This window comes from Nonomuraea sp. NPDC005983, from assembly GCF_040614375.1.
Classification (GTDB): domain Bacteria; phylum Actinomycetota; class Actinomycetes; order Streptosporangiales; family Streptosporangiaceae; genus Nonomuraea.
Window position 1 is genome coordinate 1 of record NZ_JBEXUP010000128.1, and the last position, 24,037, is coordinate 24,037.

Consider the following 24,037-nt stretch of genomic DNA (forward strand, 5'->3'; position numbering starts at 1 on the left):
CCGTGGCAGAGCACACCGTGGCGTTGGGCGGCGGCCCTGTCGAGATGTTCGCCGGCCGGCACGCAGCCAGTCCTGCCAGGCGAGCACGAACGGCGCGGTCAGCCGGGTGATGCCCTGCCAGGCCGGTGCGAGCGGGGCGGTCAGGCGGGTGTTGTGGACGCGGAGCGGCGACGGCCACGGCCTGGAGCGCAGGCTCCTGGCTCGCCAGTGGTTGTCCTCGGCGATCCAGGTGAGGGCGCCGGGGTCCAGGGTGACGGTGGCGGTCGCGACGTGCCCGGCGCGGGTCGAGGCCGCCAGGATCGTCCGGGACGGGATGCGGGCGAGCGCCGCCCACGCTCGCCGGATCAGCAGGGTGGATGTCAGCACGGCGGCCGAAGCGGCAGCCGCCACGGCGGGAAGGGGCGCGGCGGCGACGGCGGCGAGCACGCCGCGCGCCTGACCGCTGGCGGCGACCACGGCCACCACCAGCAGCGCGACCAGCCCGGCAGTCACCCAGGCGTGCCAGGACTGCGACGCCTGCCCGAGCACCGCCAGCGCCATCCCGCCGGCGGACGCCGACACGCCGAGCACCAGCGCCGCCACCAGCCGCCAGACCAGTTGGTCAGGGGCGCCCAGCACCGCCAGCAGGCCGAGCCCGAGCCCCGCGCCCGCCACGACGGAGACCAGCAGCAGGACGCGTCCCGTGCTGCCCAGGACGCCCCGCCGGTCCAGCGGCGACAGGACCAGCCACGCGGCGTCGGTGGCCGTCACCACGACCGGCCCGGCGGCGCGGGCGGCGGCGACGAACCCCGCGTACGCCAGCACCACCAACGCCACCCCGGGCCCCACCTGCGCGACCTCGACCCGCCCTGCCAGGCCCGCCAGCGCCGACGAGACCGGATGCCCCGCGACCGCCGCGGCCATCGCCAGCGCGAACAGTACGACGTACCGGTCGAGCAGGCTCACGGGCGCACGCCCCCGGGCCCGCACGAACGTCCGGACCGCGCGAACCGACCCCGCTCCCTGAGGGATCATGCGGCGACCCGCCCGTCCGTCGGGGATACCTGGCGTGCGTGGCCGGCCAGGGCCGGGTCGTGGGTGGCCATGACCACGGTGCCGCCCTCGGCCGTGTACTCGCTGAGCAGTGTCCCCAGGCGCTCGCGGAACCCGGCGTCCAGGCCGCGTTCAGGCTCGTCCAGAAGCAGCAGGCTGCTGGGCCTGAGGAGCGCGGCGGCGAGCGACAGCCGCTGGCGCTGCCCCGTGGACAGGTTCAGCGGAGGGGCGTCGGCGCGTTCCCGCAGCGCGAACAGGTCGAGCGCCGCCTCGACGGTCATGCGCGGCTCGCCGTGCACGGCCCGGATCAGCTCCAGATGCTCGCCGGCGGTCAGCCCGGGATACCAGGCGGGCTCGTCGCCCAGCAGCGCGACGCGCCGCCAGAACGCGGCGTCGTCGGCCGGGGGAGCGCCGAACACGCTGACGGTGCCGCTCGTGGGCGGCTGCAACCCCGCCAGGCACCTGAGCAACGTCGACTTGCCGGACCCGTTCGGCCCCACGACGGCCACCAGTTCGGACGGAGCCACACTGAGCTCCAGCCCCCTCAGCACCGGATTGCCGCCCAGCTCGACCGAGAGGTCATGGACGGCGATGATCGTCTCCTGCACCGCTCGAGCCTAGCCACCGAAACGGCTCCATGGACGTTCGGCGGCGGTCAGGTGATCTGGCCTGACATCGGCAGCCAGGGGGCGGCGTCGAAGATGAGCAGGATCGAGGTGATCTTGTCGTCCTCCAGGCGGAAGTGCTCGGCGGTGCGCTGGGTGCCCGCGGGCGTGGCGGTGTGGACGTCGTAGACGAGGGTGGCCTCGGAGTCGCCGTACAGCTCGCTGATCAGGTCGACCCCGGTGACCACCTGGACGAACCCCGGCAGGCCCGCGAGGTGTCCGGCGGGGTCGGTCGAGGTGATGAACGGGCTCCGGAAGCTGAACGGCTCCGCCAGCTGCTGGGCGGCGGCGTCCACGTCCCCGCGGAAGCGCGCCTCGTGGTACGCGCGGACGGTCTCTCGGGCGGTCATCGGCTCTCTCCCTGGAGGTACTGGGCGAGCTGCTGCTGGTTGTCGGCGAGGCGCAGGCACAGGTGCCTGAACTGCGTCAGCTCGGACGGCGTGAACCCGCGGAACATCGCGGCCATGGCCATCTGCGTCGGCCGCCGGAAGGACTCCAGCCATGCCCGACCGTCGGGGGTGATCTGGGCCAGCACGGAGCGGCGGTCGTGCCGGTCGGGGACGCGGCGCACCAGCCCGTCGCGTTCGAGCGTGTCGACCAGGCCGGTCACGTTCCGCGAGCTGACCCCGGCCGCTTGGGCCAGATCGCCGATGCTGACGCCGTCCTCGGGGGCGGCGCTGAGGCGGATCAGGATGTCGAGCGCGCCCGAACTGAGGCCGCGCCCCTCGCTGCCGTGTGAGCGCATCCGCTCGACCGCGTGGAAGGCGGTGCGGACGGCCGCCGCCACTTCCAGGGTGAGGGTGTCGCCGTCGCCGAGGAACGCCGTCATGGCGCTCCGCACGTGGGGGTCGAAGAGGTGGCCGTCGGGGTCGGGGTCAAATTTATGTACGTCATTCATAATGAAGGAATACTACATCGGTGACGGCCGCCCTTCCTGCTCCGGCGTGCGGGAGAAGCGCGGGTCCTGGTTCCCCGAGTAGACGACGGTCATGGTGAGGCGGGCGGGTGTGTCGCCGGGGTTGCGGTAGGCGTGCGGACGGTCGCCGCGCATCCTGAGCGCGTCGCCGGGCCCCAGGTCGAAGGCGGCGCCGCCGACCGTGACCGTAAGGACTCCCTCCCTCAGGTGCAGGAGCTCCCGGGTGCCCTGCGGGTGGCCCGCGGAGCGGATCTCGTCGCCTGGGGCGACCAGGAAGTCCCACAGCTCGACGAAGGGCGCCTGGCCGTCGTTGATCAGAAGTCGTGCCTGGCCGGCCTGACCCGCCGGGCTGATCGGCGACTGCGTGGCGCGCGCGACCCGTCCGAGCTCCTCCGGGGGCTCGACGAGCCGGCCGATCGGGATGCCGAGCGTGGCGCAGATCCTGGCCAGGGTCGCGATGCTCGGGTTGGTCCGGCCTGTCTCGATCTGCTGGAGCATCCCCCTGCTGACGCCCGACCTGGACGCCAGGTCCTCCAGTCGCCAGCCCCTCTCCTGGCGGGCGGCACGCAGGTTGGCGGCGAGCGTCTCGCTCACGGCCTCGGCTGGATCGGTCATTGCCCACTTGCTCCCTTGGAGGCAGAATATTAGGTTTGTGACGCAATATAGTGTACTCAGGCTGCTCGCCGCCGGATTCGTCGACTATCTGGGGGCGGGGCTGTTCCTGGCGTTCTCGGCCGTCTACTTCACCCAGGCCGTGGGGCTGACGGCGGGACAGGTCGGCCTCGGGCTCGGCGTGGCCGGATGCTTGGCCCTGGTGCTCGCCACGCCGCTGGGCAGGGTGGCAGACAGGGTCGGCGTCCGCCGGACGCTGGTCGTGCTGCACCTGGTCAGGGCGGTCGGCACCGCGTCCTACGTGATGGTGGGGGAGTGGTGGGGGTTCCTGGCCGCCGTGACAGCCGTCACCGTGGCCGACCAGGCGATCGCCGCGCTCACCCAGGCGTTCGTCGCGGAGTTGGCCGACGGCGAGCGGCGCGGCAGGGTGCTGGCCGCCTACCGGACGATCGCCAACCTGGGGATCAGCGTCGGCGGCCCGCTGGGTGGGCTGATCGCGGCGCAGAACGGAACATTCCGGCTCGTACTGCTGGTCAACGCTGGTGCGTACGTCCTGGTCGCGCTCGTGCTCGCGACCATCGCTCAGCGGCCGGTGAGACGGGAGCGCGCGGCACGCGGCACCGCGGCGGTCCGGGACCGTCGACTGCTGGCGCTGGCCTCGCTCGACACCGTCCTGCAACTGTGGCTGCCGGTGCTGAATCTAGGCTTCCCGCTCTGGCTCGCCAGCGGCGGGCACATCCCCCGAGCCTGGATCGGGCCGCTGTACGCGGTGGACACCGTCATCTGCGTGCTCCTGCAACTGCCCGCCGCCAGGCTCGTCGGCACGGTGGCCGCCGCCCGTCGCGGCCAGGTGGCGGGCGGCGTCCTGCTGTCGGCGTCCTGCCTGGTGTTCTGGGCCGCGCCGTACGCCGCACAAGCGGCCGTGGCCCTGTTCGCGCTCGCCGTCGTCCTGCTGGCGCTCGGCGAACTTCTCACCGTGCCGGCGGCCTGGACGTTGTCATACGCCATCGCTCCGGACGACCGCCGCGCCGAGTACCTCGCCGCGTTCGGCATGGGCCGCTCGTTCGGACGTTACGTGCTCGGCCCGGTCCTGGTCACCGCGCTGCTGCAGAGCGCGGGCGGCCTGGCCTGGGCGGTGCTCGCCGCACTCTTCGCGCTCGCGGCCGCCGCGACGCCCCTGGCCGCCCGGCACGTCGCCACGGCGTTCGAGCGGGTGAGCCAGTCGGGTTCTCGCTCCTAGCCCATTCTCGGCTCCTAGCCCATTCTCGCCTCTAGTCCATGAGGACGATCTGGCGGAGGACCTCGCCGCCCTTGAGGGCCGCTACGGCGTCGTTGAGGTCCGCCAGCCTGATTCTGGCGCTGATCAACGACTCCAGGTCCAGCTGGCCCGCCTTGTAGAGGTCGGCGAAGTACGGGAAGTCGTGCCGCACGTCCGCCTCCCCGTACAGGCTGGAGAGCAGGTTCTTGCCCTCGAACAGCAGGCTGAACGCCGAGATCGACACCATGTCGTCCACGGCGCCGGCGCCCACCACGACCACGTTGCCGCCCGCGCGGGTGATCTGCCAGGTGCTCTGGATGGTGGCGGCCTTGCCGACCACTTCGAAGCCGTAGTCGAAGCCCTGGCCGCCGGTGAGCTCGTTGAGCGCGTCCGGGACCTGCTCGGGGGTGACGGCGTGGGTCGCGCCGACCTTCCTGGCCAGTTCGTGCTTGGACTCCAGCGGGTCGATCGCGAGGATCGTCCTGGCGCCGGAGACGCGCGCGCCCTGGATGACGGAGAGCCCCACGCCGCCGCAGCCGATCACCGCGACCGTCGAGCCGGGACGGACGCGGGCGGTGTTGATCGCCGCGCCGACGCCGGTCGTGATGCCGCAGCCGATCAGCGCGGCGGCCTCCCACGGCACGTCCGGGTCGATCCTGATCGCGCCCTGCCAGGGGACGATGATCTCTTCGGCCCAGGTGCCGCATCCGGCCATGCCGAACGCCGTGTTGCCGCCGCCGAAGCGGAAGTTCCCCTTGGTGAACGCCTCGATGACGTACTTCATGCACAGGAACGGCTGCCCGCCGAGGCACAGGTCGCACTCCTGGCAGGACGGACGCCAGCTGATCACCACGTGATCGCCCGGTTTGACCGAGGTGACGTGCTCGCCCACCTCGACCACCTCGCCCGCGCCCTCGTGGCCCGGGACGAGCGGCATGGGCTGCGGCAGCACGCCGGACATGGCCGACAGGTCCGAGTGGCAGACGCCCGTGGCCCTGATCCGCACCCGGACGTCGGTGGGCCCGACAGGGGCCAGGGTGACGTCGTCGCGGATGTCGAGCTTGTCATCGCCTACGGCGTGCAGAAGCGCGGCGCGCATGGGGGGTTCCTCCTACGACGGTTCCTACGACGGTTCTTCGAGGGAGAGGGCGGCTTTGGGGCAGGACCTGACGGCGTGGCGCACGCGCTCCATCAGCTCCGGCGGCGGTTCCGGCAGCAGGATGTGGAGCTGGTCGTCGTCGTCCACATCGAACACCTCGGGTGCGAGCCCCATGCACACGGCGTTGGCCTCGCACACCATTTCATCGACTTTGATCCTCATGTGAGCCTCCTGTGGTCCCATGAGACCACTTTGGTGCGCTCGACGACGTACGCGACCCGCTTGCGCCCGGTGTGTTCGACGTAGGGACGCAGCAGCTCGTCGGCCACGCCGGGGGTCGTCCTGCGGGCGACCTCCATGCCGATGGCCAGGACGTGCTCGGGGTCGTCGACCCGCTCGGCCTTGCCGTACAGCAGGACGCCGCGCAGCTCGGCGTACTCCTCTCCGGCCTCGACCAGGCAGCTCACCCGTGGATCGCGCTCCAGGTTTCGCGTCTTCTGCGCCTTGCCGTAGGTCCAGAAGGCGATGCGCCCCTCGTCGAGCCCGTAGAACATGGTCACCAGGTGCGGCGTGCCGTCGGGGTTGATGGTGGCGAGCTGGAGCTTGCGCGCCCCTTCGAGGAAGGCGGTGACGTCGTCGTCGGACATCGCGATGCGAGCGCGCTGATTCACGCTGCCAAGTAGAACAGGTTGCAGAATGCCCGGCAAGAGGTCGCCGGAATGTTGTTCGGTTCGACTAGGGTGCTGCGCTATGACGATGCCGCCCGAGCTGCTGTACGCAGCGGAGCACGCCAAGGGATTCATGCCGACGAACGAGGGGCTGGCCCTGTTCGAGACCGCCTGCCGGTACGGCAAGCTCGGCCCGATCTGCGAGATCGGCACCTACTGCGGCAAGTCCGCCGTCTATCTCGGCGCGGCGGCGAGGCAGGCCGGATCCGTGGTCGTCACCGTCGATCACCACCGCGGCTCCGAGGAGATCCAGCCGGGCTGGGCCCACCACGATCCGACGCTGGTCGATCCCCGCTTCGGCAAGATGGACTCGCTGCCGACCTTCCGCTGCACGATCGCCGCCGCCGAGCTGGAGGACGAGGTGATCGCCGTCGTCGGCAGGTCCGAGCAGGTGGCCAGGCTCTGGCGTAGCCCGCTGGCCATGCTGTTCATCGACGGCGGCCACTCCCTGGAGCCGGTGACCCGCGACTACGAGGGCTGGGCGCCGCACGTCATGCCGGGCGGCGCGCTGGTCTTCCACGACATCTACCCCGACCCGGCCGACGGCGGCCAGGCGCCCTACCGCGTCTACCTGCGCGCCCTGGAGTCGGGCGCGTTCGCCGAGGTCTCGGTCGAGGGCTCGCTGCGCGTGCTGGAGCGGGTGGCCCCGGGCATCTGACAGCTCGCGGAGGTCCGAGACGGTCAGTCCGGGTGGCGGCGCTTCCAGGCCCGGCGGGTGTGCGCCTGCCAGGCCAGGAACTCGTCATGGGTGTACGGGTCGCTGTCGAGGACGCTCAGCGCGCCGGCCACCCACGCGCCCGCGTCCTCCGCCGCCGTCCCCGCCAGGATCGGGACGGCCAGCTCCACGTGGTCCGGCAGTCTCTCGCCCAGCGTCATGGACGCGGCCGCGAACGCGCACCCCTGCGCCAGGTGCGGCCGGAACCCGTCGGCCCCCGCGTGCTCGGCGAGCCGCCACAGCCCGTCCGGCCCCGCGCCGCCGACGTACGTCGCCGCGAAGCCGAGGCCGATCCACAGGTCGCCCCGCCTGCTCGCCGGGTAGCCGGCGAGCGTGATCGCCAGGTCGTCGGGCGAGGCGCAGTCGTGGTACCAGAGCAGGCGTCCCAGGCCCTGGTCGAACAGCGCGCAGTGAGCCCTGGTGGGCAGGTCGGGCAGGGACCTCTCGCCCACCAGCCGGTCGGTCTGCGTCAGCCCGAGCTGGAACCCGAACCCGTCCATGGCCAGCCAGCGCAGCAGCGGGTGGCCGCCCTTCACGCCCCGCAGCGGACGCACGCGCAGCAGCGCGTGGCCGCGGCCGGCGCCGAGGTGCGCGGCCTGCTGAAAGTGCAGGGCGGGGCCGTCCAGGAGCGCGCGAAGGCGTCGGCCCCGGCCAAGGGTGAGCAGGTCGAGGGCGGCGCACGCGGCTGCCGCGCCTTCGTAGGCGAAGCCTCGCTGCTCCAGGGAGATGTCATCGATCCTCGGGACGTCCCTGGAGAGAACGGCGTTGAAGCCGAAGACATAGTTCTTCTCGGCGTCTTCCAGGACGTGGCGTGCAGCGCCCTGCCTGAACCGCCGTCTGCCCAGATCGGACGCATGCTCGTCCATCACCAGGAACCGCCGCAGGCCACGGACCGGGGGCGGTGTCGCCTCGGTCCCGACCTGGTCAAAGAGCAAGGTTGTGCCCGTGTCGCCCACGCTTCCCCCGAAGACGCCTCGTACGGCCACTCCCGAAGCTAGTAACCCCATTGCGGCCTTCGGCGACGCCGCTCCGGATTTCCCGGCAAAGAACCCGCAAAAGCGCTTGCGTGGTACGAGATCAGAAGACGGCGGGGGTGCAGCCGCAAGGGTGCGGGTCGGCGGGGGAGACGGACTCTGGTGGCGGGCCCGCGGCGACGTCCCGGAAGAGGGAGGAGCCGGCGGAGAGGCCCAGGAGCGCGTCGGCGGCGAGCACCACCGCCGCCGCCGTGTACGCGGAGCGCTCGTGCGGGAAGTGCTTGTGGTTGGCGAACTGCCAGCCCGTCCAGTACGAGCCGTCGTCGTGGCGCAGGTGCTGCACGTCGGTGAAGAGCCGTGCCGCGCGCTCGCGGTCGCCCAGCGCGTCCAGCGCCAGCACCAGCTCACACGTCTCCGCACCCGTCACCCACGGCTGGTCCGAGACGCACCGGATGCCCAGCCCCGGCACCACGAACGTGGACCACTCGCGATCCAGCAGCTCGAACGCCCGCGGCCCGCGCACGGCCCCGCCCAGCACCGGGTAGTACCAGTCCATCGAGAAGCGGCTCTTGTCGGCGAACGCCTCGGGATGGGCCGCCAGCGCGTGCGCGAGACGGTCGGCGGCCAGCTCCCAGTGCGGCTGCGGGTCGCCCACGTGGTCGGCGAGCAGCACCCCGCAGCGCAGCCCCTGGTGGATCGAGGAGCAGCCGGTGAGCAGCGCGAACGACGAGGCCACGCCGTGCGCGTCGCGCTCCCAGACGACCTCGCCGCGCTCGGTCTGCAGGCCCACCACGTAGTCGAGGGCCGCCTTGACCATCGGCCACCTGCGCTCGGTGAACTCCTCGTCGCCGGTGACGAGCTGGTGGTGCCAGACGCCCGCCGCGACGTAGGCCGCGTGGTTGGACTCGCCGCCCAGCTCGGTGGCCACGCCGCCGACCAGCTTCATCGGCCAGGACCCGTCGTCGCGCTGGTGCCCGGCCAGCCAGTCGTACCCCTTCGCGACCGGTTCGGATAACCCGGCGACGGCCATCGCCATCAGGCATTCCACGTGATTCCACGCGTCGACGTGCCCCTCCGGCCACGGCACGCCGCCGTCGTCCTGCTGGATCGCCGCGATGCTCAGGGCCGTCCGGACCACCTCGTCGCGGGAGATCACGCGGCGGGCTTCCTGACGTAGAGCACCACGCTCTTGCCGATGACCGGGTTCAGCACCGCCTCCGCCAGCCGGGTGAGCGGCGGGCGCTTCATGATGTCCCAGACCAGCAGCTCGTGGTACGCCTTGGCCAGCGGGTGGTCGTCGTTGTTGACGCCGACCGCGCACTTGATCCACCAGTACGGCGCGTGCAGGCCGTGCGCGTGGTGGTGCGGGCCGATGTCGAAGCCGGTCGCCTTCAGCTTCGCCGACAGCTCGGCCAGCGTGTAGATGCGGACGTGGCCGCCGGGGGCGGTGTGGTAGTCCTCGTCCAGCGCCCAGCAGATCCGCTCGGGCAGGAAGCTCGGGACGGTGATCGCCGCGGTTCCGCCCGGCTTCAGCACCCGGAAGAGCTCCCGCATCGCCGCCATGTCGTCGGGGATGTGCTCCAGGACCTCGGCCGCGATCACCCGGTCGAAGCTGTCGTCGTCGAACGGCATGTCCAGCGCCGTGCCCTGGACGGTCTCGCCCGTGGCGCCCAGCGGAACCTCGCCCGCCTTGTCCATCGCCACGAACATGGCCGCCACGTTGTCGAGCTCCGACTGGTCCATGTCGAACGCGACCACGTCCGCCCCTCGACGCAGCACCTCGAAGGCGTGCCGGCCGCCGCCGCAGCCGAGATCGAGCACACGCACGCCAGGCCCGACGGGCAGCCGGGCGAAGTCCACGGTCAGCACTTACCGGTCTCCTTGTGATCAGCCAGTACGGCGGGGGGCGGTTGGTCGGCGGGCCGGGCTCGGTTCCCGGACCGGGTCACCTCTTCCGGTGGGCGGCCATGGCCTCGCGGTAGGCCTCGACGGTCCTCTTGGCGACGACGCGCCAGGTGTAGCGCTCCATGACCCGGTCGTATCCGGCCTTCCCCACCCGTTCGCGCTCCTCCGGCGAGTCGTGCAGCCTGAGCAGCGCCGCGGCCAGCTCCTCGGGGTCGCCGGGCGCCACCTGGACCGCCGCGTCGCCCACGACCTCCGGCAGCGCCCCGGTGCGGCTGGCGACCAGCGGGGTGGCGCAGGCCATGTGCTCGACCGCGGGCAGCGAGAACCCCTCGTACAGCGACGGGACGACCGAGATCTCCGAGGTGGCGATGAGCTCGCCCAGCTCGTCGTCGGAGATGCCGTGCACGAACCTGACCCGGTCCTGCAACGACAGCTCCTGCACGAGCTGCTCGGTCGGCCCGCCCGGGGTCGGCCTGCTGACCACGGTGAGGTTCACGTCGCGCTCGGTGGCCAGCTTGGCCACCGCCCTGAGCAGGGTGGCGACGCCCTTCATCGGCGAGTCGGCGCTGGCGACCGCGACGATCGAGCCCTTGCGCTTTTCGAGGTGCGGGCGCGGGTGGAAGTAGCGGGTGTCGACGCCGAGCGGGATCAACCGCATGTTCGCCTGCGGGACGTTGAAGTCGCGGTGGATGTCCGCCAGCGACGACTCGCTGACCGTCAGGATCGGGCTCAACCGGGGCGCGACCCGCGCCTGCATCTTCACGAACGCGTACCACCTGCGCATGGTGAGCCTTTTGGCGCCCGTGGCGGCCTCCAGCTCGATGCGCCGGTCGACGCTGATCGGGTGGTGGATGGTGCCGACCACGGGGAACATCCGCTGGATGCCGAGCAGGCCGTACCCGAGGGTCTGGTTGTCCTGGACCACGTCGAAGTCGCCGCGTCGCTTCTTCAGCTCGCGGTAGGCGCGCAGGGTGAACGTCAGCGGCTCGGGGAAGCCGGCCGTCCACATGGTGCCGACCTCCAGCCAGTCGATCCAGTCGCGGTACTCGTCCAGCTTCGGGGTGCGGAACGGGTCCTCGTCGCGGTACAGGTCGAGGCTCGGCACCTCCCGCAGGATGACGCCCTCGTCCAGTTCGGGGTACGGCTGGCCGGAGAACACCTCGACGTGGTGGCCCAGCGCGACCAGCTCGCGGCTCAGGTGGCGGAGGTAGACGCCCTGTCCACCACAGGTCGGCTTGCTGCGGTAGGACAGCAGCGCGATCCGCAGCGAGTCGCTCACGGACACCCCTTTCTCCGCCGGTAGGCCCCCAGTTGCGGGCGTGTACCGTGAAAGATGACCTTAGTCCGAAAAGGCTACCATTCGGTAGCTCCATGAGAATTGTTCCTAATAACAGGCATATGCCATGCGAACTGCGACGTTGGCATGACCGAGCGTGGTTCGGTGGAACGTGTTCTAGGGCCCTAGGTGCTTCGCCTGGGCGCCTGGCTGTACATTCCCGTCCCAGCGGACGCTGTAGCGATAGTTGGAGGACCCGTTGGCCAGGCGCGCTCTGATTACCGGCATCACCGGCCAGGACGGTTCCTACCTGGCGGAGCACCTGCTCGGCCAGGGATACGAGGTCTGGGGGCTGGCACGCGGCCAGGCCAACCCGCGCGTCTCGCGCATGCGCAAACTGCTCTCGGACGTCCAGGTGGTCAGGGGTGACCTGCTCGACCAGGGGTCGCTGATCTCGGCCGTGGAACGCGTTCAGCCTGACGAGGTCTACAACCTGGGCGCGATCTCGTTCGTCCCCATGTCGTGGGAGCAGGCGGAACTCACCGCCGAGGTCACCGGGATGGGCGTGCTGCGCATGCTGGAGGCGATCCGGGTGTGCTCCGGGCTGTCGCGAGGCGGGGTGAGCGGCGGCTCCGGCGGGATCCGCTTCTACCAGGCGTCCTCGTCCGAGATGTTCGGCCAGGTCAGCGAGACCCCGCAGACGGAGAGCACCTCCTTCCACCCCCGCTCGCCGTACGGCGTGGCCAAGGCGTACGGGCACTTCCTCACCCAGAACTACCGCGAGTCGTACGGCATGTTCGCGGTGTCGGGCATCCTGTTCAACCACGAGTCGCCGCGCAGGGGCGCCGAGTTCGTCACCCGCAAGGTCTCGCTCGGGGTGGCCCGCATCAAGCTCGGCCTGGCCACCGAGCTCCGCCTGGGGAACCTGGAGGCCAGGCGCGACTGGGGCTTCGCGGGCGACTACGTCCGGGCCATGCATCTGATGCTTCGGTCGTCCACACCTGAGGACTACGTGATCGGCACCGGCCACATGAAATCGGTCCGCGAACTCGTCGCGGCGGCCTTCACGGCCGCCGGGCTGGACTGGGAGCAGTACGTCGTCTGCGACCAGTCCCTCCACCGCCCGGCGGAGGTGGACCTGCTCTGCGCCGACCCCAAGAAGGCCAGGGTCCAGCTCGGCTGGGAACCCACGGTGTCGTTCGACGACCTGGTGTCGATGATGGTCGACTCGGACATCCGCCTCCTGTCGGACGGCGGCGACCCCGACCAGGACAGCTCCTGGCCCTAACCCTTCCCGCCACCGGGCACCGGACGTCCACGGCCCGGCGCCCGGAGCCCCGCACTCCGCTGGCAGTCTTGAGATTCGCTGTGCGCGCGGCCCGGAGCTCCATGTGGGGCCGGCGGCACCTGAAGCGCTGTAGTCGGCGGGTCGTTTGTGGGACTGCCTGACTCTCAGCGACGAACGGTTTCGGCGTTAGGCGGTTGGTGTGCCGGTCTCCGGACCTTCCAGGGCCTGCTTGAGTGAGAGGGCTATGCGCTCGCGTGCCGTGTCGACGTCGAGGACCTCGACGGTGACCTCCTGGCCCACCTCGACGATCTCGCCGGGATGGTCGAAGCGCTGCCGCGGCACGTGCGCCGGCCGCCGTCCCAGTTCTGCAACCGAGGTTGCCTTATCTCCTGCAACCTTGGTTGCCTACACTGGTGATGAGGAAGCGGGATCTGGAGCGGCGGATGCGCAAGCTCGCCAAGGAGTACGGCGTGCCCGTTCACGCCACCGAAGGCGGCAGTCACACCAAGTGGCATGCCGGTTCGGAGGCGATGCCCGTGCCTCGTCACTCGGAGGTCAACGAGCGTACGGCGAAAGGAATCTTGGAGAACTGGGAGAGCATCCTCGTTGAGGTCGCGAAGGAGCAGGAGGGGCAGTGAGCAAGCGCGACACTTACACCATCACCGTCAGCAGGAGCGACGATTGGTGGGCGTTGACCGTCTCTGGGCCCGGCCTCAAGCGTGCCTACCACTCACAGGTAAAGCGCCTGGAGCAAGCTGAGGAGATGGCTCGTGACCTGGTGGCCACCATGCTGGATGTGGATGTCTCCGAGATTGACGCCGAATTCGACTTGACCGTGGCTGACGAGGAAGTGGCTACGGAACTGGAGGCCACGCTGCTGACCCGCCTCGCGGCGAGGCTGGTCAAACAAAGGGCTGCCGAAGCGACGCAAGCAACGGTGGCTGACCTGGCGCGGAGAGGTTACGTTCACCGCGACATCGGTTACCTGCTGGGCATGTCACATCAGGCAGTCGGGAAGCTGCTGAACGAGGCGGAGAAGGAGACCTCTGCTGCTGCGGACGAGGCAGATACACGCTCCCCAGCTCCTTCCTCCCTTGCGGATATGTTCGATCAGCACCTTGTGACGCCTGCTGTGGAAGCACTGTTGAAGTCTTGGCTGCTCAATGCGGCCGAAGGTGATCCGATGGATCGAAAGCTGAACAGGCTCAGGGTGCTGGGAGAGTTGCTGCGCCACCGCAGTCGCCGGAGGCTGACAGACGCCTGAACGCTATGCGTGCGATGCCTCGCAGGAGGGCAGCCAGCCCACTCATGGTGGCAGCCGCCGTGATCGAGGCAATGGTTAACACGCAGCGGCTGATGTGCGGCGGTTCGGGCGCCCCGCCCCGTCCCCGGATGGCAGCGCTCGCCGCACCACCGCACTCGGCACATCCACCGACCTGCCGCCACGACACCCTGCGTCCAGACGTCACCAACCCCCGGTGCCGGCCAGCCGCACCGGGGGTTCTCTCCTACGGGTCGCGCCTACCCAGACGCGCGAGCGGTCCTGCCGCTACGCCACCGGCCTCCACCGCTACGCGGCCCCTTCGGGGTGCTTTGCATGGACGCCGGCCGCTCCACTCACCTCGTCACCGGCTAAGGCTAAGCCGCCGCCACCTCCACCGGCAGTTCCCAGTGCCGGTCTCCCAGACTCACCGTCTGCACGCCGGGACGTGCCTCGAACGTGAAGCGAGCCCAGTCAGGACGCCCCTCCTTCTCCCACAGGCGGTAAGCCTCCTCGACCCGATCCCACAGCCGTTGCGGCCCGCCTTGATCGACTTGGCGGTTCCCGTCCGCATCCGGCTCGTAGACCCCTGCCCACGAACCGTCACGCACTTTGAGGCCGGTAAAGGCGCGCCCGTCCTGGTTTGTCGCCCAATACCGCCTCGCGTGCGGCAGATGCAGCTGCGTCAAGAACGCGAACGACGCATCGTTGAACAGGTCAGGATCAAGAAGGGTCGTTCCCGTCGCTGAGATGTCAGCGTAGGCAGCATGCTGTGGCGTGGAGTGACGCGACGGCATGAATCCAGCCCACCGTGTCAAGAACCGCCCGTGTGCGGTGTTGTCCTCGCCGACCTGAGCAAGCAGCATCGCGCCGCCGAGGCCACCGGTCACGTTGGTCACGATCAGCCCACCCGGCACGGTCTGCTCAATCCAGGCGGACGGAGCGTGATCCAGTCCACATGTCGCGATCACGCGATCATAGGGGGCGTTCGCTTCGTAGCCCAGGCGACCGTCACCTGTGGCGACGATGGGATGTAGGCCGATGGCAGCCAGTCGTTCGCGGGCGCGGCTCGTCAGGTGCTGATCGATATCGATGCTGGTTACCCGGTCAGACCCCAGGCGTTCGCTCAGTAGCGCCGCGTTGTATCCGGTACCTGTGCCTATCTCCAGGACGCGATGTCCGCCGTGGAGATCGGCGACGTCCAGCATCCAGGCCATCAGACCGGGAAGGGTTGAGGAACTGGAATGCTGACCGAATCCGCTCCCAGCGGCGAAGATCTCTTCCACTGGTTGCCCGTTGACCTGAGTCAGGAGCGTGGCATTGGAGTACACGCCATCGAGCCAAGCCGTGCGCTGGTCAGGGTTCGCGCTGCTCACCAGGTCATAGCGACTGCCCTTGGGGGTGTCGGTGATGTAGGCGAAGTGCGGGACGAAGACATGTCGGGGAACCCGGGTGAACACCTCCCGCCACACCGGGTCGCGGATGTCCCCGATCCTCACGAGTTCATCGGCAAGGGTTTCGGCGAGAGTTTGCGCGGTCGGTTCGTCTATGAAGCGATTCACGCTACGTTTCCCCTTTCCAGCAGGTCAGCGATTGTCTTGGCGATGGGCACGCCACACGCCGCCTCCAGCCAGCCGAACTCACCCGTCGTGTTCGTCTCCAGGAAGACCCACTCGTCTTCGGGCGTCCGTATGAGATCGCATGCACCATACACAAGGCCGAGCTTCTTATGGAGGCGGACGAGACCGGCCCGCACTGCGACGGGAAGCTCGATCACCTCGTACCGGTTCGCGGCATAGTCTGACCGCCAGTCCACCCGCCCGGCCGGCGAATCGGAGTGAATGGCGACGGTGAAAACCTGATCTCCCACCACCAGCGCCCGAGCTTCGTGCGCTTTTTCTACCCACTCTTGGAACATATGGGCCGTGAGATCCATCCGGCCATCTCGTAGCGTCGAAGGATCGTCTATTCGCTCTGTGTAGATCATCCGTATTTCGCCGTCTTCAGGCTGCCAGATGCCGCCAACCGGCTTGTAAATAAACGGCCGCCCTAGTTTGACTGCCCAGGCATACGCGTACTCCGTATCATTGGCGATGATTGTTTCCGGAACGCGAAGGCCGCAAGCTGACGCTGCCGCCAGTTGGACGGGTTTGTAGTCGGCGGCAGCGGTACGCACAGGGTCGTTTATCCACAAGCAATTCAGCGCTTGCAGAACGCCGCCGAAACCTCGACGCGCCTCGTTGTAGGCGAAGATCCGCTCCGGTCCGGACATTCCCTCGGGAAGCCGGAACTGCGTGGGATGGCGGTAGTAGACACTCGTTACCTCGTCCAGGATGAGCCGTATCCGACGCCCGTCCTCGCTGTGACCGGTAATTGTTCCGTCCCAGCGGCTTGAGCCGCTCGTGAAGCGCGCGGCCAGTCGTAGGCCGATGGGGAAATCGGCGGCGTCCATCCGAGTCACGGGAACAGCCCGACCGGTCAGTTCAGCCGCAACGCGGTCAACCGTCTTGTCGTGCGCAGCGGCCAGGATCAACACCATGACTCGGGTGGACATCTTTACCTCGTTCTCCTCTTAATCCGTCCTGACCTCTTCGCCGGACGGCTTTGCGCCGTCGGTTGTTCCTGACGTTTCCTTTGTTCCGCCCTCGTGGCTTCCTGCGCGCGGCTGCATGCGCCGGGCAAAGCGAAGCCCCCACGGCCGCACCGACGACGGTTTCTCGCCGCTTGCCAGCAACCGGTGTCCGGTCGCATCGAGCGGGAACACGTCACCTACCCGGGCGATCTGCCCGCGCGGTTCACCATCAGGTGAGTGCTCCAGCAGCCATAGGCTTACCGACTCTCGTGTCTGCGCCTGCATCCTTTCCTCCTTTCGGTATTCCTTTACCGAGCTTGGCCGACGTCGCCAGCAGACTCTAGCCCTGTGATCCCTCATTTCACCTCGCGGAAGCACGTCCATACAGGCTGCGTCTAGAGGACACTAGAGGATAGTGGTGAGGACGCACGGCACGGAAAAAGGGACATACGTCACTCATGACCGCCCCGCAGAGGTCAGGCGAGGACAATAAGCGATCCCTCGCCCGGTAAAGGAGGTGGCTAGGTGCCCGACGAACGTCCGGCGTGGGCCATCCGGCTACGCAACGAGCGCCGTAGGCGGTTGTGGTCACAGGACGACTTGGCTCAAGAGATGGAGAAGGCAGCCAAGAGGAACTCGCGTCTGAGCAGCAGCCTTCCGAAAAGGAGTTCCATCCTCCGTAGAATCCGCGACTACGAAGCCGGTACCCACCAACCCCACGACCCGTACCGCATCCTGTACTGCCTCGTGTTCGACATGGATGAAGCCGAGCTATTCGGCAATACCCCTGCTCAGCAGGGGCGTACCCCGGCTGACGTGCTACGGGAGCTGATGCGCGAGACGGACCCTCTTCGTCGCTTTCCAAGCCATGGAGGGCGGCAGCTAGGCATCGGCAACATCTCCGATCTTGCAGCAAGAGTCCATGCCTTGCGGCTCGCTGACGACGTTCTTGCTGGCGGGGACTTGGTGCAGCCTGCCTTTCGTGAATTCAATGCAGCAGTCCGCCTCTACCGAACCAGTACCTTCACCGAGGACGTAGGCCGTAGCTTGCTGGGGGCCATTGGAGAATTCGGGCAGATCGCGGGATGGGTAGCCAGCGACGCCGGAATGCATAAACAAGCTACCGACGCATACCGCCTAGGGATTAGCGCAGCTCGCGAAGCCGGAGACAAGACCCTCGAGTCTAACCTTATCGGGTCGCTGGCCTATCAAGTCTCCAACATTGGCGATCTTGAGGAAGCAGTCGCACTTGCTTATGCAGCACTTGAGGTTGCCGGACCGCACGCGCCACCCCGAGCCCGTGCGCTGTCCTGGGATCGGGTGGCATGGGCACACGCACGCTCTGGAGACGCGCAGATGACCGTGCGTGCACTCGGCGAGGCTGAAACGGCGCTCGCCGAGCATAGCGATGAAGATGAGCCCGGCTACCTGTACTGGGTAAACGCTGGCGAACTACAGGTAATGGAGGCCCGCGCCTACACGGAACTTCGCCGTCCGCTACGTGCCGTCCCTATCTTGACTGACGTACTCGCCCGCTACGACGCCACACACACCCGCGAACTTGCGCTCTATCTCTCGTGGCTCGCTGTGGCGCTTGCGGATGCTAACGAGCCGGAGGAGGCAGCAGATGCCGCCGTCCACATGCTTGACCTGTCCACGGACGTGGCCAGCGATCGAACCGCCAAGCGAGCGCAGGTCGTACGTGCGCGCCTGGAGCCCTACTCCGATGTGTCGGCAGTACGGAAGGTTCTGGCCAACCAGCAATGGTGCGCGTAGCGCACCATCAGGAGAGTAAGGCGCGCGGAATCCCGCGAACTGCGGTGGAAGCCGGGGTTGCCGAATCGTTTTGGAGCCAACACGCGGAGCCACCATGAGACTGAGTGGGACGCAGCGAGACGGCCTGCTCTCAGGCCATTCAGGATTTCCGCAGGTCAGACAGCAATCAATCCCCTGATCAGGGCGGTAGCGATCTTCTGCTACCGATCCACAGACGGCCCACGTTCTTCTGTGGAGAACGTAGGCTTGTCCACATTCAGGGGGTTGACCTGGGGTTTTACGGCTACGCCGCGCCGCCTTGCGACAATTGGCCCGCGGCTGGCCCGTGGCTTCCGTTTTCGCAGGTCAGAGCGCTATCTGTGATCGTTTGTGCGGATAGGGCAGCTTCGATCTTCGCGTTCGCCGCGTCCTCCCCGCCGTCGATCCAGTGTGCGTAGGTGCTCAGCAGGGTTCGGATGGAGTGTCCGAGCCGCCGCGCGACCTCTGCCACGTCTATGCCCGCCTGAATGAGCGTGGAGGCGTTTGCGTGCCGCAGGTCATAGGGACGCCGGGCGACCTCCGAGGCGCACTCGGAGGCGTTCAGGACGGCCTTACGAGCCCGCCTCCAGATCGAGCGGTACACATCGCCCCGCACGATTGCCTTGTCGGTCCGTCGTAGGAATCACGACAGAGGGTGTCGTGATTTGTTGGGAGCATGGCTTAGCGATCATCGGGCACGCCGATCGATCGCACTCTATGGATGGAGCGTTCAAGTGGGGTCTCAGGTCAACCCTTGCATCACGTTCAACGGCAACGCGCGGCAGGCGCTGGAGTTCTACCAGGAGGTCTTCGGTGGCGAGTTGGAGGTGGGAACGGTCGCGGACTTCGGCTCACCAGACTCAGCCAGCGCTGACAAGGTCATGCACGCCCGGTTGGAGACCCCCGCTGGCTACACGCTGATGGCATGGGACTTTCCGGATGACAGGTCCGGCCACCCGCCCTACCAGCCAGGGAACAATGTTGCGGTATTCATCGGTGGCGACGATGACGACCTCCGCGACTACTTCGATAAGCTGTCCGTCGGCGGCACCGTAACGTTGCCTCTGGAAGCACAGGTGTGGGGCGACGTGGCGGGCTCGCTCGTAGACCAATTCGGGATCAGCTGGATGTTCAACATCACAGCCCGACGGCGCTGATCAACCACCGAGTTGGTGCGTTGAACGATGACGCGCTGAGCACCAGGCTGCACCGGAATGGGCGGCACCCCGTGCGATGTTCCAGGACACCAGAAGTCGCCCTTGAAACCAGGCTGCAGTATTCCATGATCAAACGCCAAGTCTCCTGAGACATTCCGCCTTCACTCGCCAACTGAGTGAGACACCTTTCGTATCTCTTCGTCTCACCTAGTTGGCGAGTCCCAGGTCAGCAGCACGCTCACACGCCAACTTGTTTGAGATCGGACAACAGACGGGACGAGCGCGAGCCACCCGCCCACCCAAGGTCAAGACGCCTCTGCCGCGCCCCCGCGCGGACGCTTCACGTCAGCGGACCCGGCACGCGTGATCACCTCTGCGGTCTTCACCTGACCCACAGGAAGGCCGACCGGGGACGGCACTATCGGGGGATGCCATCCCCGGATGGCTGGATTCCCCGCACGCCGCCGCGCGCTGACCCCGCGCCAGCCTGTGTGATGAGTTTCCCTACCAGATCAAGCCGCCCAGCCCCGACCGGACGGACACCCCTTCCCGCAGAAATGATCATGAGTGCGGGATCGACGGCCCAGCCGCAAGCGGCCACCCGCCGCCGCCCGGCATCACGCGCCATCCGGGGGCGAAAGACGGGGACTGCGCGCGGCGCTCCGCGCCGTGCTCGCCCCGCCCCGCCCCCGGATGGCAACGCTCGCCGCACCACCGCACGCCCCACCCGGCACGTCCACCATCCCGCCGCCACGACACCCCGCGTCGAGACGTGACCAACCCCCCGGGTGCTAGCCAGCCGCACCGGGGGGTTCTCCTACGGGTCGCGCCTACCCAGACGTGCGATCGGCCCTGCCGCTACGCCACCGCCCTCCACCGCTACGCGGCCCCTACGGGGTGCTTCGCATGGACGCCGGCCCGCTCCACTCACGACACATACGCCAGCCGCGCCCACGTACAGAACCCGAGCTTGCCGAGGTCATGGTTCGTGCCCCCGACCCTCACGACAGGGCCGCCGCATGCAGGGGCGGCGAAGCTGGTCTCACCGCTACGCCAAGAGCACGCTGAACTCGGTGGGCGGGCACGGGACCCCTATGCATTGCGGAGGAAGAAGCTGAAATTTACCTGGTCCCAGATTATGTGATCGTACACCCGGGCATTACTATCCCGCAGCCGGAATGGCTGGAATCCATCAGAGGTGCCATCCTTCTTTCCCGGCATGCCCTGGGTCCCAAATTCTTACTCATGATCAACGCATTCGGAAGGATCATTCATGAAAGAACTGATGCAGCGTCGCAATGAAGTACTAGCACGAGTGCATGAAATCCGGGAATCGAAAGTCAAGCCAGAGAGGAACACGGAAAGCCTTGATCGAGAACTGGCCAGTCTCTACCCGACGCTTCCGCTCAAATGGCTAACCTCATCCCTCTTCGCTACCGGCGCGGCCTTTGTCGGCTTCCTGTACAACACCGGTTTCAGCTGCTACGTAAACTCGGACGGCGACGACAAGTGGCTCTTCGCGGCGAAGAGCACCATCGATGGGGCCGTACGCTGGACGCTGTACAAAGATTCCGTCGGGAACCTCGTGATCAATGCAACGATCGGAGGAGCTACCTTCTATTTCAACTGGCGAAACACAACGGGCGCCTGCAAACTATACGACAGCTACGATAAGATGACCGCACAAACATGGGTAAAGAGCGGGGTCTTCGACGGCGACACGTTCCAGATGCAGAATTCCTCCAACAAGCAGCTCATTGGGGCCTGGTCCAATTCCGACAACGAGCTGTACAACAGAACAAACATCGTTCGCCGCGAGTTCGGATTTCAATTCATTGACGAATCGGCATTTTCCGAGGACGACAAGCTGATCTATGGCGCATACGTGAAGGAACCCGGCAGAATTCACTGACGTAATCTTTTAGAGGCCGACGTTGCGCATGGCGGTTTCGCGCCGGCGGTCCGCAGCCCGGATGCACCTGAGTATGACCGGCGACCGCCAGGATGTCGGCTCGTCCAGGGCGACATGTCTGTGGCCTGGAAGCTTGGCAGCGTTGAACTGTTGCCAGGCGGGGGCGGTCGTCTCGAAGGTGGCTTGGCCCTCGTCTATGCCGAGTTGGTAGATCGCGAGTACTTCGGAGGCGTGCTCGGACGCCATTGGGGCGATGCGTGGTCTGGCGGTGCTCAACTCTGTCCCGGCGCAGGGAGGACTTCGGCGATCAGGGCGCGTACCCGAGCTTCGATGTCATCGCGGATCGGACGGACGGCGTCGATGCCATGCCCGGCGGGGTCGTCCAGTTGCCAGTCAAGGTATCGCTTGCCTGGAAAGATCGGGCAGGCGTCCCCGCAGCCCATCGTGATGACGACGTCGCTGGCCTGCACCGCTTCAGTGGTGAGCACTTTGGGGATCTCGGCGGAGATGTCGATCCCTACCTCTTTCATCGCCTCGACCACGACCGGGTTCACCGCATCGGCAGGGGTGGATCCGGCCGAGCGGACCTGGACGCGGCCCTGCGTGAGATGGGTGAGGAACGCGGCGGCCATCTGGGAGCGTCCGGCGTTGTGGACACAGACGAACAGCACGGACGGCACAGTGATGCTCATGAGCGGGAGCTTCCTTGCTCGGCAGAGGCGGCAGAGGCGGCGTCACGGGAAGCAACCTGGCTGGAATCCCTGATGTCGCGTGGTGCGGATGTCGGGAAGTGCGGGCCAAAGATTACGGCGACCAGACCCAGCCCGACAGCGGTGCCCAGGACTTGGGCGAGGATGAACGGGCCGACTGAGGTCGGTGTGATGCCCGCGTAGGTGTCGGTGAAGGCCCGGCCGATGGTCACCGCCGGATTGGCGAAGCTGGTAGAGGAGGTGAACCAGTAGGCCGCCCCGATGTAGGCCGCCACCGAGACGGGCGCGAGGTGAGAGCGGCCGGTGCGAGTCAGCCCGAATATCACCACGATCAGCCCGGCGGTCGCCGCCACTTCGGCCAGCCATAGATGACCTGCTTGCCGCTCTCGGGTAGACCAGCTCACCAGCGGACGGGCGAAAACGGCATTGGCCAGCACCGCCCCGCCGACCGCCCCGCCGATCTGGGCTACCGCATAAGCCGCCACGTCCCGCAACAGCAGCCCTTGACCGTCTCCGCGCCCGCTCCACCAGGCCGCAAGCGAGACCAGGGGGTTGAAATGTGCTCCGGAGACCGGCCCGAGCACAGCGATCAAGACTCCCAGACCGAAGACGGTGGCCAGTGAATTGGCCAGCAGAACGACCGCGCCGTCCTGACTCAACTCGGCGGCTTGGATGCCCGAGCCGATGACCACGCTGACCAGTGCGCCAGTACCGACGGCCTCGGCAGCCAGGCGTCGGCCCAGGCGATGGACACTCCCGTTCACGCGTGGGCTCGGGTCGGAACGGGAGCTTGGAGCAGGGATGAGAGGCGATTCAGCGCGACCGGCAGCACCCAGTAGTAGACCCACGTGCCGCGTCGTTCCGAGCCGACCAGTCCGGCCTCCCGCAGCACTTTCAGATGGTGGGAGATCGTGGGCTGGGATACATCGAACGGGCCGATCAGGTCGCACACGCATGCCTCGCCGCCCTCGTGCGACGCGATCAGCGACAGCAGGCGCAGCCGGACCGGGTCTGACAGCGCTTTGAACATGCGCGCCAGTTCGGCTGCGTCCGATTCCCCTAGCGGTTCGCATGCCATCGGGGTGCAGCACGCCTCGGCGGGGGCGAGGACGGGCAGCTCTTGTTTCGACATGGGTCTATGTTGACATGCGTCTAATCAGAAAGGACGCGGGACTCGCCACCTTCGAGGAGAACGACACCTCCTGCTGCTACGCCCTCCAGGACAAGGTCTGGGTCCACGGCCCCGGCGCCGAGCCCTTGAGACCTCAGGGGTGCAGGCCGAGGCCCTTGAGGACCTTGTCCACGGCGTTCTTCGGCCCGTAAACCGCCACCCCGGCGAGCGTCATGTCGTCGGCCTCCACGGCGCGCACCGCGGCCCGGTTGTCGGCGTCGTGGCCGGTCTTGAACATCTCGTCGATGTAGACGGCCACGTCCATGCCGCGCGACGTCGCCTTCTCCCTGACGCGCGACAGGTCCGCGGCCTCGCCGGCGTAGACGAGCACCGGCTGGCGGAACATCGCCAGGTACCCGTTGCCCGATCCGTCCTCGTACCGTTCGCCGAGCGTCTCCACCGCGCCCCCGGCCACGGCGCTGGCCATGAAGGCGGTGACGTTCAGCTTCTGCCAGACGGCAAGGTCCGCGCGGACCACGATGCCGATCTTCGTGTCGAAACGCATGGACGGCAGCCTGCCGCCCCGGCCGCCGCCCTGTCTTGAACGCTGGTGCGGAGCACGCACCAGGAGCGCGCACACTGGGAGACGTGCACGACTGGTCCCGCTACTGGCGCTCGCCCGACCGCCCGCTCCAGGCCATGCACGCCCACTTCGAGCGGCACGTCTACCACCGGCACAGCCACGACACCTACTCCTTCGGCGTCACCGAGACCGGCGCCCAGTCGTTCACCTGCCGGGGCTCCGCCCACACCAGCGCCGCGGGCATGGTGATGGCCTTCAACCCGGACGACCCGCACGACGGCCACGCCGCCGACACTCTGGGTTTCACCTACCGGATCGTGCACATCGGGCAGGAACTGGTGGCCGACACCCTGGCGGACGTGACGGGCCGCCACGCGGGCCTGCCGCTGTTCGCCGAGCCGGTGGTCGACGACCCGGCGCTCGCGTCCGCGCTGCGCGCCCTGCACCGGGCGTTGCTGCCGGGCGTCCC

At 67.9% G+C, this 24,037-nt stretch carries 28 protein-coding genes and 3 pseudogenes; 10 read left to right on the forward strand and 21 right to left on the reverse strand.

Translation table 11 applies throughout. The annotated features are described in order from the left end of the window. The 5 genes from ABZ297_RS36770 to ABZ297_RS36790 all read right to left on the reverse strand — a co-directional run. Positions 1-945 (reverse strand): DUF6297 family protein (locus ABZ297_RS36770; RefSeq protein WP_355356176.1); only part of this gene is annotated, 945 nt, incomplete at its 3' end. 65 nt (positions 946-1,010) lie between these two features. Then, positions 1,011-1,640, reverse strand: a complete 630-nt coding sequence (ccmA, locus tag ABZ297_RS36775) for a heme ABC exporter ATP-binding protein CcmA (RefSeq protein ID WP_355356178.1) — start codon at positions 1,638-1,640, stop codon at positions 1,011-1,013. Positions 1,641-1,687: 47 nt separating this feature from the next. Beyond that, entirely contained in the window at positions 1,688-2,047 is a 360-nt protein-coding gene (locus tag ABZ297_RS36780) for a nuclear transport factor 2 family protein (RefSeq protein ID WP_355356180.1), read from the reverse strand. Continuing rightward, positions 2,044-2,595: a MarR family transcriptional regulator gene (locus ABZ297_RS36785; RefSeq protein WP_355356182.1), complete on the reverse strand. Its 552-nt coding sequence runs from the start codon at positions 2,593-2,595 to the stop codon at positions 2,044-2,046. The genes ABZ297_RS36780 and ABZ297_RS36785 overlap by 4 nt, the downstream gene beginning before the upstream one ends. A gap of 12 nt (positions 2,596-2,607) precedes the next feature. Further along, positions 2,608-3,228 (reverse strand): XRE family transcriptional regulator, encoded by a 621-nt coding sequence (locus tag ABZ297_RS36790; RefSeq protein WP_355356184.1) that lies wholly within the window; start codon positions 3,226-3,228, stop codon positions 2,608-2,610. A 37-nt stretch (positions 3,229-3,265) separates the two neighbouring features. Between ABZ297_RS36790 and ABZ297_RS36795 the strand changes: the two genes are divergently transcribed. Beyond that, the gene (locus ABZ297_RS36795) at positions 3,266-4,465 is read left to right on the forward strand and encodes an MFS transporter (protein ID WP_355356186.1); all 1,200 of its coding nucleotides are present in this window, start codon (positions 3,266-3,268) and stop codon (positions 4,463-4,465) included. Between the two features lie 31 nt (positions 4,466-4,496). On the opposite strand, the gene ABZ297_RS36800 is transcribed toward ABZ297_RS36795, so the two are convergent. The 3 genes from ABZ297_RS36800 to ABZ297_RS36810 are packed head-to-tail and all read right to left on the reverse strand — an operon-like array spanning position 4,497 to position 6,253. After that, complete coding sequence (locus ABZ297_RS36800) at positions 4,497-5,582, reverse strand: Zn-dependent alcohol dehydrogenase (protein ID WP_355356188.1); 1,086 nt, start codon at positions 5,580-5,582, stop codon at positions 4,497-4,499. 24 nt (positions 5,583-5,606) lie between these two features. Beyond that, entirely contained in the window at positions 5,607-5,804 is a 198-nt protein-coding gene (locus ABZ297_RS36805) for a ferredoxin (protein WP_355356190.1), read from the reverse strand. Next, a complete protein-coding gene (locus ABZ297_RS36810; RefSeq protein ID WP_355356192.1) occupies positions 5,801-6,253 on the reverse strand; it encodes a pyridoxamine 5'-phosphate oxidase family protein in 453 nt (150 codons plus the stop codon). The genes ABZ297_RS36805 and ABZ297_RS36810 overlap by 4 nt, the downstream gene beginning before the upstream one ends. 85 nt (positions 6,254-6,338) lie before the next feature. On the opposite strand from ABZ297_RS36810, the gene ABZ297_RS36815 reads away from it, so the two are divergent. Continuing rightward, positions 6,339-6,968 carry a class I SAM-dependent methyltransferase gene (locus ABZ297_RS36815; protein ID WP_355356230.1) on the forward strand — a complete coding sequence of 210 codons (630 nt, stop codon included), beginning with the start codon at positions 6,339-6,341 and terminating at the stop codon, positions 6,966-6,968. Positions 6,969-6,991: 23 nt separating this feature from the next. Here the strand turns inward: ABZ297_RS36815 and ABZ297_RS36820 are convergent, their stop codons facing one another. From ABZ297_RS36820 to ABZ297_RS36835, 4 genes are all read right to left on the reverse strand, one after another. Continuing rightward, the gene (locus tag ABZ297_RS36820; RefSeq protein ID WP_355356194.1) at positions 6,992-7,960 is read right to left on the reverse strand and encodes a DUF1702 family protein; all 969 of its coding nucleotides are present in this window, start codon (positions 7,958-7,960) and stop codon (positions 6,992-6,994) included. Positions 7,961-8,102: 142 nt separating this feature from the next. Continuing rightward, entirely contained in the window at positions 8,103-9,155 is a 1,053-nt protein-coding gene (locus tag ABZ297_RS36825) for a prenyltransferase (RefSeq protein ID WP_355356196.1), read from the reverse strand. Beyond that, a complete protein-coding gene (locus ABZ297_RS36830) occupies positions 9,152-9,868 on the reverse strand; it encodes a methyltransferase domain-containing protein (protein WP_355356198.1) in 717 nt (238 codons plus the stop codon). The genes ABZ297_RS36825 and ABZ297_RS36830 overlap by 4 nt, the downstream gene beginning before the upstream one ends. Before the next feature lie 76 nt (positions 9,869-9,944). Beyond that, positions 9,945-11,189, reverse strand: coding sequence for a glycosyltransferase family 4 protein (locus ABZ297_RS36835; protein WP_355356200.1), 1,245 nt, complete (start codon positions 11,187-11,189; stop codon positions 9,945-9,947). A 250-nt stretch (positions 11,190-11,439) separates the two neighbouring features. Here ABZ297_RS36835 and ABZ297_RS36840 point away from each other — a divergent pair, with 250 nt between their 5' ends. After that, on the forward strand, positions 11,440-12,468 hold the full coding sequence (locus ABZ297_RS36840) for a GDP-mannose 4,6-dehydratase (protein ID WP_355356202.1): 1,029 nt from the start codon (positions 11,440-11,442) through the stop codon (positions 12,466-12,468). Positions 12,469-12,696: 228 nt separating this feature from the next. Here the strand turns inward: ABZ297_RS36840 and ABZ297_RS36845 are convergent. Beyond that, a pseudogene (locus tag ABZ297_RS36845) lies at positions 12,697-12,831 on the reverse strand (S1 RNA-binding domain-containing protein); the annotation flags it as partial. A gap of 53 nt (positions 12,832-12,884) precedes the next feature. Between ABZ297_RS36845 and ABZ297_RS36850 the strand changes: the two are divergent. Both ABZ297_RS36850 and ABZ297_RS36855 read left to right on the forward strand, forming a co-directional pair. Then, positions 12,885-13,106 carry a hypothetical protein gene (locus ABZ297_RS36850; protein WP_355356204.1) on the forward strand — a complete coding sequence of 74 codons (222 nt, stop codon included), beginning with the start codon at positions 12,885-12,887 and terminating at the stop codon, positions 13,104-13,106. Beyond that, positions 13,103-13,732 carry a hypothetical protein gene (locus ABZ297_RS36855; protein ID WP_355356206.1) on the forward strand — a complete coding sequence of 210 codons (630 nt, stop codon included), beginning with the start codon at positions 13,103-13,105 and terminating at the stop codon, positions 13,730-13,732. Before ABZ297_RS36850 ends, ABZ297_RS36855 begins: the two co-directional genes overlap by 4 nt. A gap of 374 nt (positions 13,733-14,106) precedes the next feature. On the opposite strand, the gene tgmC is transcribed toward ABZ297_RS36855, so the two are convergent. From tgmC to ABZ297_RS36870, 3 genes are read right to left on the reverse strand one after another with little or no spacing between them, the layout of a single operon-like run. Beyond that, positions 14,107-15,291: an ATP-grasp peptide maturase system methyltransferase gene (gene tgmC, locus ABZ297_RS36860; RefSeq protein ID WP_355356208.1), complete on the reverse strand. Its 1,185-nt coding sequence runs from the start codon at positions 15,289-15,291 to the stop codon at positions 14,107-14,109. Continuing rightward, positions 15,288-16,283 (reverse strand): MvdC/MvdD family ATP grasp protein, encoded by a 996-nt coding sequence (locus tag ABZ297_RS36865; RefSeq protein WP_355356210.1) that lies wholly within the window; start codon positions 16,281-16,283, stop codon positions 15,288-15,290. Before ABZ297_RS36865 ends, tgmC begins: the two co-directional genes overlap by 4 nt. 18 nt (positions 16,284-16,301) lie before the next feature. Continuing rightward, positions 16,302-16,586, reverse strand: coding sequence for a hypothetical protein (locus ABZ297_RS36870; protein WP_355356212.1), 285 nt, complete (start codon positions 16,584-16,586; stop codon positions 16,302-16,304). Between the two features lie 240 nt (positions 16,587-16,826). Here ABZ297_RS36870 and ABZ297_RS36875 point away from each other — a divergent pair, with 240 nt between their 5' ends. Then, the gene (locus tag ABZ297_RS36875; protein ID WP_355356214.1) at positions 16,827-18,077 is read left to right on the forward strand and encodes a transcriptional regulator; all 1,251 of its coding nucleotides are present in this window, start codon (positions 16,827-16,829) and stop codon (positions 18,075-18,077) included. A 283-nt stretch (positions 18,078-18,360) separates the two neighbouring features. Here the strand turns inward: ABZ297_RS36875 and ABZ297_RS36880 are convergent. Next, positions 18,361-18,720, reverse strand: a pseudogene (locus tag ABZ297_RS36880) (tyrosine-type recombinase/integrase); the annotation flags it as partial. A 109-nt stretch (positions 18,721-18,829) separates the two neighbouring features. Between ABZ297_RS36880 and ABZ297_RS36885 the strand changes: the two are divergent. Together ABZ297_RS36885 and ABZ297_RS36890 are read left to right on the forward strand one after the other, a co-directional pair. After that, the gene (locus tag ABZ297_RS36885; protein ID WP_355356216.1) at positions 18,830-19,252 is read left to right on the forward strand and encodes a VOC family protein; all 423 of its coding nucleotides are present in this window, start codon (positions 18,830-18,832) and stop codon (positions 19,250-19,252) included. 1,273 nt (positions 19,253-20,525) lie between these two features. After that, positions 20,526-21,164 (forward strand): hypothetical protein, encoded by a 639-nt coding sequence (locus tag ABZ297_RS36890; RefSeq protein WP_355356218.1) that lies wholly within the window; start codon positions 20,526-20,528, stop codon positions 21,162-21,164. A gap of 272 nt (positions 21,165-21,436) precedes the next feature. Here ABZ297_RS36890 and ABZ297_RS36895 read toward each other — a convergent pair whose 3' ends face one another. Genes ABZ297_RS36895 through ABZ297_RS36905 form a run of 3 tightly spaced genes read right to left on the reverse strand, consistent with a single transcriptional unit; the run spans position 21,437 to position 23,006 of the window. Beyond that, positions 21,437-21,856, reverse strand: a complete 420-nt coding sequence (locus tag ABZ297_RS36895; RefSeq protein ID WP_355356220.1) for an arsenate reductase ArsC — start codon at positions 21,854-21,856, stop codon at positions 21,437-21,439. Next, complete coding sequence (locus ABZ297_RS36900) at positions 21,853-22,722, reverse strand: MIP/aquaporin family protein (RefSeq protein ID WP_355356222.1); 870 nt, start codon at positions 22,720-22,722, stop codon at positions 21,853-21,855. Before ABZ297_RS36900 ends, ABZ297_RS36895 begins: the two co-directional genes overlap by 4 nt. Beyond that, the gene (locus tag ABZ297_RS36905; RefSeq protein ID WP_355356224.1) at positions 22,635-23,006 is read right to left on the reverse strand and encodes a metalloregulator ArsR/SmtB family transcription factor; all 372 of its coding nucleotides are present in this window, start codon (positions 23,004-23,006) and stop codon (positions 22,635-22,637) included. The genes ABZ297_RS36900 and ABZ297_RS36905 overlap by 88 nt, the downstream gene beginning before the upstream one ends. A gap of 26 nt (positions 23,007-23,032) precedes the next feature. Between ABZ297_RS36905 and ABZ297_RS36910 the strand changes: the two are divergent. Then, positions 23,033-23,131, forward strand: a pseudogene (locus ABZ297_RS36910) (glyoxalase/bleomycin resistance/dioxygenase family protein); the annotation flags it as partial. Positions 23,132-23,139: 8 nt separating this feature from the next. Here the strand turns inward: ABZ297_RS36910 and ABZ297_RS36915 are convergent. Then, complete coding sequence (locus ABZ297_RS36915) at positions 23,140-23,550, reverse strand: DUF2000 domain-containing protein (protein WP_355356226.1); 411 nt, start codon at positions 23,548-23,550, stop codon at positions 23,140-23,142. A gap of 83 nt (positions 23,551-23,633) precedes the next feature. Between ABZ297_RS36915 and ABZ297_RS36920 the strand changes: the two genes are divergently transcribed. After that, the coding region (locus ABZ297_RS36920) for an AraC family ligand binding domain-containing protein (protein ID WP_355356228.1) at positions 23,634-24,037 on the forward strand (404 nt) is incomplete at its 3' end.